We start from the raw sequence: 9497 nt of genomic DNA on the forward strand, positions 1-9497 counted from the left end.
GACCAAGACGTACCGCCGACCTCGCCCCCGCTGCCGCTGACCAACGTCATGCGCGCGGACGAGGTCCGTCCGTCGCTCACCCCCGAGCAGGCGCTCTCGGGCGCCCCGGCCCAGGAGCAGCAGCGTTTCAAGGTGCCGCAGATCCTGGGGGAGGACTAAGAACATGACGGACATCATCAAGCTCACCGCCGCCGAGATCGCCGCGAGGATCGCTTCCGGCGACCTCACGGCCGTCGAGGTCACCGAGGCCCACCTGGCCCGCATCGACGCCGTCGACGAGAAGGTGCACGCCTTCCTGCACGTCGACCGCGAGGGCGCCCTCGCGCAGGCCCGCGCCGTCGACGACAAGCGCGCCAAGGGCGAGAAGCTCGGCCCGCTGGCCGGCGTCCCGCTCGCGCTGAAGGACATCTTCACCACCAAGGGGATCCCGACCACCGTCGGCTCCAAGATCCTCGAAGGCTGGATCCCGCCGTACGACGCGACCCTGACGCGCAAGCTGAAGGAAGCCGACGTCATCATCCTCGGCAAGACCAACATGGACGAGTTCGCCATGGGGTCCTCCACCGAGAACAGCGCGTACGGCCCCACCGGCAACCCCTGGGACCTCACCCGCATCCCCGGCGGCTCCGGCGGCGGCTCCTCCGCCGCCCTCGCCTCGTACGAGGCCCCGCTCGCCATCGGCACGGACACCGGCGGCTCCATCCGCCAGCCCGCGGCCGTCACCGGCACGGTCGGCGTCAAGCCCACCTACGGCGGCGTCTCGCGCTACGGCATGGTGGCCTTCTCGTCCTCCCTGGACCAGGGCGGCCCCTGCGCCCGCACGGTCCTGGACGCGGCCCTCCTGCACGAGGCCATCGCGGGCCACGACGAGCTCGACTCGACGTCCATCGACGCCCCGGTCCCCCCGGTCGTCGAGGCCGCGCGCAACGGCAGCGTCGAGGGCATGCGCGTCGGCGTCGTCAAGCAGTTCTCCGGCGAGGGCTACCAGGCCGGTGTCGTCCAGCGCTTCAACGAGTCGGTGGAGCTGCTCAAGTCGCTCGGCGCCACGATCGTCGAGCTGGACTGCCCCTCCTTCGACCTGGGCCTCTCCGCGTACTACCTGATCGCGCCCTCGGAGTGCTCCTCCAACCTCGCCCGGTTCGACGCCATGCGCTACGGCCTGCGCGTGGGCGACGACGGCACCAGGTCCGCCGAGGAGGTCACCGCGCTCACCCGCGAGGCCGGCTTCGGCGACGAGGTCAAGCGCCGCATCATGCTCGGCACGTACGCGCTCAGTTCCGGCTACTACGACGCGTACTACGGCAGCGCCCAGAAGGTCCGCACGCTCATCACGCAGGACTTCGAGAAGTCCTTCGAGCAGGTCGACGTGATCGTCTCCCCGACGACCCCGACCACCGCCTTCCCGATCGGCGAGCGCGCCGACGACCCGATGGCGATGTACCTGGCGGACCTGTGCACCATTCCGACCAACCTGGCGGGCAACGCCGCCATGTCGCTGCCCTGCGGCCTCGCGCCCGAGGACGGCCTGCCCGTCGGACTGCAGATCATCGCCCCCGCCATGAAGGACGACCGTCTTTACAAGGTCGGAGCCGCCGTCGAGGCGGCCTTCGTGGAAAGGTGGGGTCACCCGCTGCTTGAGGAGGCACCGTCACTGTGAGCGCTCTGAACAAGGCCAAGGGCTTCAAGAAGTCCAAGACCGGTACGTACCTGTCGATCGGTACCACCGCGTTCGGCGCGGTGTCCGTGCTGAAGCAGGCCAAGAAGGCCCGCTACGACCACGACACGCTCCGTCTCGTGGACGCCGTTGTCTCCGCTGCCGCCATCGTCACCGGCGTCGCGCTGCTCGTGCGCGAGCTGAAGCGTCTCGGCGACGACGACGTCCTGCTGGGCTGAGAGGGAAAGTTTCACCGTGACTGTCACTACCGACCTGGTGTCGTACGAGGAAGCCCTCGCGGCGTACGACCCCGTCATGGGCCTCGAAGTCCATGTCGAGCTCGGCACCAAGACGAAGATGTTCTGCGGCTGCTCGACGACGCTGAAGCAGGAGCCGAACAGCCAGACCTGCCCGACCTGCCTCGGCCTGCCCGGCGCGCTGCCGGTCGTGAACGAGATCGGCGTCGAGTCGGCCATCAAGATCGGCCTCGCGCTGCACTGCGAGATCGCCGAGTGGTGCCGCTTCGCCCGGAAGAACTACTTCTATCCGGACATGCCGAAGAACTTCCAGACCTCGCAGTACGACGAGCCGATCGCCTTCAACGGCTATCTGGACGTCCAGCTGGAGGACGGCGAGGTCTTCCGCGTGGAGATCGAGCGCGCCCACATGGAGGAGGACACCGGCAAGTCCACGCACGTGGGCGGCGCGACGGGCCGTATCCACGGCGCCTCGCACTCGCTCCTGGACTACAACCGCGCCGGCATCCCGCTGATCGAGATCGTCACCAAGCCCATCGAGGGCGCGGGCGAGCGCGCCCCCGAGGTCGCCAAGGCGTACGTGGCCGAGCTGCGCGAGCTCATCAAGGCGCTCGGCGTCTCCGAGGCCCGGATGGACAAGGGCCAGATGCGCTGCGACGTCAACCTGTCGCTGCGCCCGCACGGCCGCGCCGAGTTCGGCACGCGCTCGGAGACGAAGAACGTCAACTCGCTCCGCTCCGTGGAGCGCGCGGCGCGCTACGAGATCCAGCGGCACGCCGCCGTCCTGAACAGCGGCGGCACGATCGTGCAGGAGACCCGGCACTTCCACGAGGACGACGGCTCCACGACGTCGGGCCGCATCAAGGACAACGCCGAGGACTACCGCTACTTCCCCGAGCCGGACCTGGTGCCCGTCGCCCCGTCCCGCGAGTGGGTCGAGGAGCTGCGCGCCGGTCTCCCGGAGCTGCCGCGGGTGCGCCGCAACCGGCTCCGCGAGGAGTGGGGGATCTCCGAGCACGACATGCAGTCGATCCTCAACGCCGATGCCATCGGCCCGATCGTCGCCACCGTCAACGCGGGCGCGGACGCCGCGTCGGCCCGCAAGTGGTGGATGGGCGAGCTGGCCCGGCACGCCAACGAGCAGGGCGTGGAGCTCGGCGCGCTCCCGATCACCCCGGAGCACGTCGCCCGGGTCACCGAGCTCGTCGCCAAGGGTGACCTGAACGACAAGCTGGCCCGCCAGGTCATCGAGGGTGTCCTGAAGGGCGAGGGCACGCCGGACGAGGTCGTCGACAAGCGCGGCCTGAAGGTCGTCTCGGACGAGGGCGCCCTCACGGCCGCCGTCGACGAGGCCATCGCGGGCAACCCCGGCGTCGCGGACAAGATCCGCGGCGGCAAGGTCGCCGCGGCGGGCGCCCTGGTCGGCGCGGTCATGAAGGCCACCCGTGGCCAGGCCGACGCGGCCCGCGTCAAGGAGCTCATCCTGGAGAAGCTGGGCGTCAGCGAGGGCTGACGGCCATCCCTTCCGTCCCACGCGGGGGCGGCACGCCACACGAGGCGCGCCGCCCCCTTCGTGCACCCCGGCCGTCGGATGGACGCCCTCGGCGCATACGCCATTCGGACGTTCACTTCTGCTTCGGTCCACGGTCTTCACAGGGAAACCGGACGTCACTAGCGTCCCCGCCTAGCGGATCAATGGATCAGCCGAGAACCATTGACCGTCGGCCAGGACCCCTGGGAGGCCACACGTGACTCCGGAAGTTTCGCGCAGACGTCTGATGGCGATCGGCGGCGGTGCGCTCGGCGCCGCCGCCGTCGGCTCTTTCCTGCCGCCCTCGTTGCAGCAGGCGCTCGCGCAGGGGCCGCCGAAGGGCCACGGCGGTCTCGACTCGATCGAGCACGTCGTGATCCTGATGCAGGAGAACCGCTCCTTCGACCACTACTTCGGCTCCCTGCGCGGCGTACGCGGCTTCGGCGACCGCAACGCCGTCCGGCTGCCCGGCGGCGGCTCCGTCTTCGAGCAGCCCGACGGCTCGCGCACGGTCCTGCCCTTCCCCGTGCGGCAGGCCGCCGAGACCCAGAAGAAGGACCTCCAGTACATCGGCGCGCTCGACCACTCCTGGAACGGCGGCGCCAAGGCCTGGCACGACGGCTGGATGGACGGCTGGATCAGCGCCAAGACCGCCGCCACCATGGCGTACTACACGCGCGAGGACCTCCCGCTGCACTACGAACTCGCCGACACCTTCACCGTCTGCGACGCCTACCACTCCTCCATCCACTCCTCCACCAGCCCCAACCGCAACCACCTGTGGAGCGGCAGGACCGGCTACGAGGCCAACGGCGAGCGGGCCGTCGACAACGACGCCTACGCCGAGGGCACCCACCCCGGCTACGACTGGGGCACGTACGCCGAACGCCTGGAGGCGGCGGGCGTCAGCTGGCGGACGTACACCGAGTGGGAGAACTTCACCGACAACCAGATCGAGTTCTTCACCACCTTCAAGGCCATCGCCCGCAAGGTCCTCGCCTCCACCGGCCTCACCTACATGGAGGCCTTCTACGCCAAGGTGCGCGACGCCAGGGACGACACCGCCCGCGCGCGGCTGCTCGCCGACCTGGAGGACGGCGTGCGCACCCTGACCAAGCGCGAGCGGTCCCTCTTCGAGCGCGGGTTGCGGCGCGTGCCCACCGGCACCCTCGCGAGGAAGTTCGCCGAGGACGTCGCCGACGGCAGGCTCGCCAAGGTCAGCTACCTCGTGCCCTCGGCCCTGGACTCCGAGCACCCGAGCGTCTCCTCGCCGGTCCACAGCGCGACCATCGTCTACAAGATCCTCGACGCGCTCGCCCAGCACCCCGACGTCTGGCGCCGCACGGCCGTCTTCATCAACTACGACGAGAACGACGGCTTCTTCGACCACGTGCCGCCGCCCGTCCCCGGCGGCGACTCCGCCGCGGAGCGGGCCGAGCGCTGGAACGGCAGGCCGACCGGGCTCGGCGTGCGGGTGCCGATGCTCGTCGTCTCGCCGTGGACCGTCGGCGGCTACGTCTGCTCCGAGGTCTTCGACCACACCTCCGTCGTGCGCTTCCTGGAGAAGTGGACCGGCGTCAGGGAGCCGAACATCGGCGCCTGGCGCCGCCAGGTCACCGGCGACCTCACCGGCGCCTTCGACTTCCGGCGCGCCCACCGCAGCCCCGACATCGAGCAGCCGGGCGCCATCCCGGCGTTCAGCGGGCGCTGGGCCCCGAAGCCGCCGCGGCACCAGACCATGCCCGTGCAGGAGTCCGGGGTCCGCAGGGCCCGTCCGCTGCCGTACCAGCCCGACGCGGACGCGCGGCCGGACGCGGGCGGGGCGCTCACCGTCAGGCTGCGCAACGGCGGCCGCTCCAGCGCGCACTTCGCGCTCTACCCCTACGCGGGCGAGTTCACCGCCCCCCAGCACCAGGACGTCGAGCGCAAGGGCTCCTGGACGGTGCCGGTGCCGGGCGACGCGTACGACTTCACGGTCACGGGGCCGAACGGGTTCCGGCGGGAGTTCAAGGGCGCCAAGAGCGGCAGCGCGCGGCTCAGCTCCGCCATCACCCGCCGCGAGATCCACCTGACGCTGGCCAACCGGGGCCGGGGCGAACTCGTTTTCACGGTCAGGCCGCTCGGGTATGTGGAGGAGGACGACATCCGGTCACGGACGCGCACCGTCCGCGTCAGGGCCGGCAGCAGCCGCACCATCGCCTGGCGGACCGAGGACGAGCACGGCTGGTACGACGTCGAGGTCACCGCCGACTCCGACAGCGCGTTCCGCCGCCGGCTCATGGGCCACATCGAGAACGGACGCGCGAGCGTCTCGGGCTGACGTCCGGCGCGCGGGTGCGCGGAGCTCCCCGAGGGGGCTCCGCGCACCGCTTGTGCTCTTGTGAGTAAGGCCACGAAACGGACCAAGGATCATCAAAGGCTGTCAAGGTGGCTGAGGCGCGCGTGTCGCCACTCATGAGTTCTTTGCGGGCTGTGCTGTGCTGTTCACCGCTGTTCCCGGTAAAGATCCACGAATCATCCAGGGAGCCAGTCCGTGGCAGCACTCGCACGGTGGTGCGTCAGACATCGCCTCGTCACCGTCCTGTTCTGGCTCCTCGCCCTGGGCGGCGCCGCGACCGCGGCCGCCGTCGCAGGGACCGCGTACTCCAACGACTACGAAGTCCCCGGCACCGAGTCGGGCCGTGCCTCCGCACTCCTGGACAAGGGGTTCCACGGGCTCGGCGGTGACAGCGACACCGTCGTCTGGCGCACCGGACCCGGCACCTCCGTCCGCGCGGCCGACGTCGAACAGACCATGTCGGACACCCTGGACAGAATCGCCGCCCAGCCCGCCGTGGCCTCGGTGACCAGTCCCTACGGGGACGGCGGGGCCGCCCGGATCAGCCAGGACGGCCGGACCGCCTACGCCACCGTCACCTTCCGCGAACAGGCCGACGACATCGCCGAGGCCGACGCCCGGCGGGTCGTCGACACCGCCAAGGCCGCCGGATCGTCCGGCCTCCGGGTCGAGCTGGGCGGGACCGCCATCGGGCTCACCGAGTCCAAGAGCGCCCAGGTCGCCGAGATCGTGGGGGTGGCGGTCGCCGCCGTCGTGCTCTTCCTCGCCTTCGGCTCGCTCGCCGCGTCCGCGCTGCCGATAGCCACCGCGCTCGTCTCCGTGGGCACGGCGTACGCCGGGATCGTGCTGCTCGGCCACGTCATGACCGTCGCGGACTTCGCGCCCATGCTGGGCACCCTGATCGGCCTCGGCGTCGGGATCGACTACGCCCTCTTCATCGTCACCAGACACCGCAAGGGCCTCAAGCGCGGACTGCCGGTCGCCGTCGCCGCCGAGCGCGCCGTCGCCACCACCGGGCGCGCCGTCGTCTTCGCGGGCGCCACCGTCTGCATCGCCCTGCTCGGCATGCTCATCCTGCGGCTCAGCTTCCTGGGCGGGGTCGCGATCGCCGCCTCGCTGACCGTCGTCCTCACCGTCGCCGCGGCCGTCACGCTGCTGCCCGCGCTGCTCTCCTTCATCGGCCCGCGCGCCCTCGGCCGCCGGGAGCGGCGCCGGCTCGCGGAGCACGGACCCGAGCCGGAGCTGCCGACCGGCCTCGCTGCCCGCTGGGCCGCCTTCGTCGAGCGGCACCCCAAGCTGCTCGGCTCCCTGGCCGTCGTCGTCATGGCCGTACTGGCGCTGCCCACCCTCGCCCTGCACCTGGGCACCTCCGACCAGGGCAACAACCCCGCCAAGGCGACCACACGGCAGGCCTACGACCTCCTCGCCGACGGCTTCGGGCCCGGCGTCAACGGCCCCCTGACGCTGGTCAGCGAGGTCTACGGCGCCGGTGACCGGGTGGCGCTCGACGGCCTCGGCACGGTGCTGCGGACGACCGAGGGCGTCGCCTCCGTCAGCCCCGTGACGTACGCCGAGAACGGCCGCACGGCCTTCCTCACCGTCGTCCCCCGCTCCGCCCCCCAGTCGGAGGCGACCAGCGCGCTCGTCGACCGGCTGCGCGGCGACGTCCTGCCGAAGGCCGAGGCGGACAGCTCCCTGGACGTGCGGGTCGGCGGCGTGACCGCGAGCTACGACGACTTCGCCGAGGTCATCGTCGGCAAACTGCCGCTCTTCGTGGGTGCCGTCATCGGCCTCGGCTGTGTCCTGCTGCTGCTCGCCTTCCGCTCGGTCGGCATCCCGCTCAAGGCCGCCGTGATGAACGTCGCGGCCGTCGCCGCCGCCTTCGGCGTCGTGGTCGTGGTCTTCCAGTGGGGCTGGGGGAGCGAACTGCTCGGCCTCGGCAGGGCCGGACCCATCGAGCCCTTCCTGCCCGTGATCATGGTGTCCGTCCTCTTCGGCCTCTCCATGGACTACCAGGTCTTCCTGGTCAGCCGGATGTACGAGGAGTGGCTGGAGACCGGCGACAACCGGCGGGCCGTGCGGGTGGGCCTCGCCGAGACCAGCCGGGTGATCAACTCCGCCGCCGTCATCATGATCTCCGTCTTCCTCGCCTTCGTGCTCAGCGGCGACCGCGTCATCGCGATGTTCGGCATCGCCCTCGCCGCCGCCGTCGCGCTGGACGCCTTCGTGCTGCGCACGCTCCTCGTGCCCGCGCTGATGCATCTGCTCGGCGGCGCCAACTGGTGGCTCCCCAGGAGCCTCGACCGGCTGCTGCCCCGCATCAGCATCGAGCCGCCCGAATGTCGTTCGAACGTACGCGCCCCGAGTGGCAGTATCCCCGGGCAGAGAGAGACGACGGATGACACAGACGGGGTGGAAGACCGGAATGTTCGCCATATCGCTGGGTGAGAACGCCGAACTGAGGCCGCTCGAACCATGGCAGGCCGAGGAGTTCCTGGAGCACGTCGAGCGGGCGCGGGAGTACGCGGGCCCGTACGTGCCGCTGACCGTCATCGCCAAGGACCTCGCATCGGCGCGGGGCGTGCTCCAGACGTACGCCGACAAGCAGGCGTCCGACACCGGGCGCCTGTACGGCATCTGGCTGGACGGCGTACTGGTCGGCGGAGTCCTCTTCCGGATCTTCGACACGAGCGTGGACGGCTGCGAGATCGGCGTCTGGCTCGAACCGTCGGCGGCCGGGCGCGGTCTGGTCAGCAAGGCGTCCCGCGTCCTCATCGACTGGGCCGTCGACCAGCGCGGCATGCACCGGATCGAGTGGCTGGTCTCGTCCCGCAACGACCGCAGCAAGGCCACCGCGGCGCGCCTCGGCTTCACCAGGGACGGCGTCCTGCGCGAGAGCTTCCCCTGGCAGGGCGTCCGCCACGACATGGAGGTCTGGTCCGTCCTCGCGCCGGAGTGGCGGGCGCTTCGTTAAGACGCCTCTCAGACTCCGTCCGTACGGTGCCTCGCATGGCTACCAAGACGAAGGACGCGGCCGGGGCGAAGGATGCCACCGGGGCCGAGGACGCCGCCGGGACCGAGGAAGTGACCGGCTCCGAGACGTCGGAACCGAAGAAGGATGCGGCCGCGGTCGACGTCACCAAGGACGGCGAGCCCGCCGACGCGGCGCCGGACACCGAGGCGGACGCCGAGGCCGACGCAGACGACGCAGACGATGCAGCCGACGCAGCCGACGCTGACGACGCAGCCGTCCCGCCTGCGAAGTCCACGGGTGTGGGCCAGGGCGCCGCGGCCGTCGTCTCCGTGGCGCTCGGCGTCGTCGGCCTCTCCGGCGGCTGGCTCGGCACCGTCGCGGGCGCGCGCTCGAACATCATCGGTCAGCTGGAGACCGCCCAGTCCGCGAGCGTCGCCAACCAGATCCAGGCCCTGTACGGCGACTCCTGGAAGATCACGGCGCTGATCGCCGGGATCTTCGCGCTCGCGGCGCTCGTCATCGGCTTCGCCGTGCTCGTCAGGCCCGCGTTCGGCGCGCCCGGCAAGGAGCAGGCGCCCTGGATCAAGTCCGTGTCGTGGGCGGGTGTCGCGCTCGGCGTGATCGGGCTGCTCCTGGCCATCGCCAAGTACTCCGACCTGCTCCTCGGGCTGCCCTCGGCACCCTCCTAGACATCCTCGACCACGCCTGAGGCAGGGGCGGGGCAGGGGCTAGGGCCCTCGCCC

General features: G+C 71.0%; 8 protein-coding genes. All 8 read left to right on the top strand.

Annotated elements, in window-relative coordinates; translation table 11 throughout:
* On the top strand, positions 1-159 hold a 159-nt coding region (locus tag AB8Z36_RS22815; RefSeq protein WP_369215227.1), incomplete at its 5' end, for an Asp-tRNA(Asn)/Glu-tRNA(Gln) amidotransferase subunit GatC.
* A gap of 4 nt (positions 160-163) precedes the next feature.
* Positions 164-1657, top strand: a complete 1494-nt coding sequence (gatA, locus tag AB8Z36_RS22820) for an Asp-tRNA(Asn)/Glu-tRNA(Gln) amidotransferase subunit GatA (RefSeq protein ID WP_369215221.1) — start codon at positions 164-166, stop codon at positions 1655-1657.
* Complete coding sequence (locus AB8Z36_RS22825; protein ID WP_055568894.1) at positions 1654-1893, top strand: hypothetical protein; 240 nt, start codon at positions 1654-1656, stop codon at positions 1891-1893. Before gatA ends, AB8Z36_RS22825 begins: the two co-directional genes overlap by 4 nt.
* Positions 1894-1909: 16 nt before the next feature.
* Entirely contained in the window at positions 1910-3424 is a 1515-nt protein-coding gene (gene gatB / locus AB8Z36_RS22830; protein ID WP_369215222.1) for an Asp-tRNA(Asn)/Glu-tRNA(Gln) amidotransferase subunit GatB, read from the top strand.
* A 235-nt stretch (positions 3425-3659) separates the two neighbouring features.
* Entirely contained in the window at positions 3660-5762 is a 2103-nt protein-coding gene (locus tag AB8Z36_RS22835) for a phosphocholine-specific phospholipase C (protein ID WP_369215223.1), read from the top strand.
* A 213-nt stretch (positions 5763-5975) separates the two neighbouring features.
* Positions 5976-8228, top strand: coding sequence for an MMPL family transporter (locus tag AB8Z36_RS22840; protein ID WP_369215224.1), 2253 nt, complete (start codon positions 5976-5978; stop codon positions 8226-8228).
* The gene (locus AB8Z36_RS22845) at positions 8206-8754 is read left to right on the top strand and encodes a GNAT family N-acetyltransferase (RefSeq protein WP_369215225.1); all 549 of its coding nucleotides are present in this window, start codon (positions 8206-8208) and stop codon (positions 8752-8754) included. Before AB8Z36_RS22840 ends, AB8Z36_RS22845 begins: the two co-directional genes overlap by 23 nt.
* A 35-nt stretch (positions 8755-8789) precedes the next feature.
* On the top strand, positions 8790-9443 hold the full coding sequence (locus AB8Z36_RS22850; RefSeq protein ID WP_369215226.1) for a hypothetical protein: 654 nt from the start codon (positions 8790-8792) through the stop codon (positions 9441-9443).
* The last annotated feature ends 54 nt before the right edge of the window (positions 9444-9497 follow it).

This window comes from Streptomyces flavofungini (assembly GCF_041028215.1).
Classification (GTDB): Bacteria; Actinomycetota; Actinomycetes; order Streptomycetales; family Streptomycetaceae; genus Streptomyces; species Streptomyces flavofungini_B.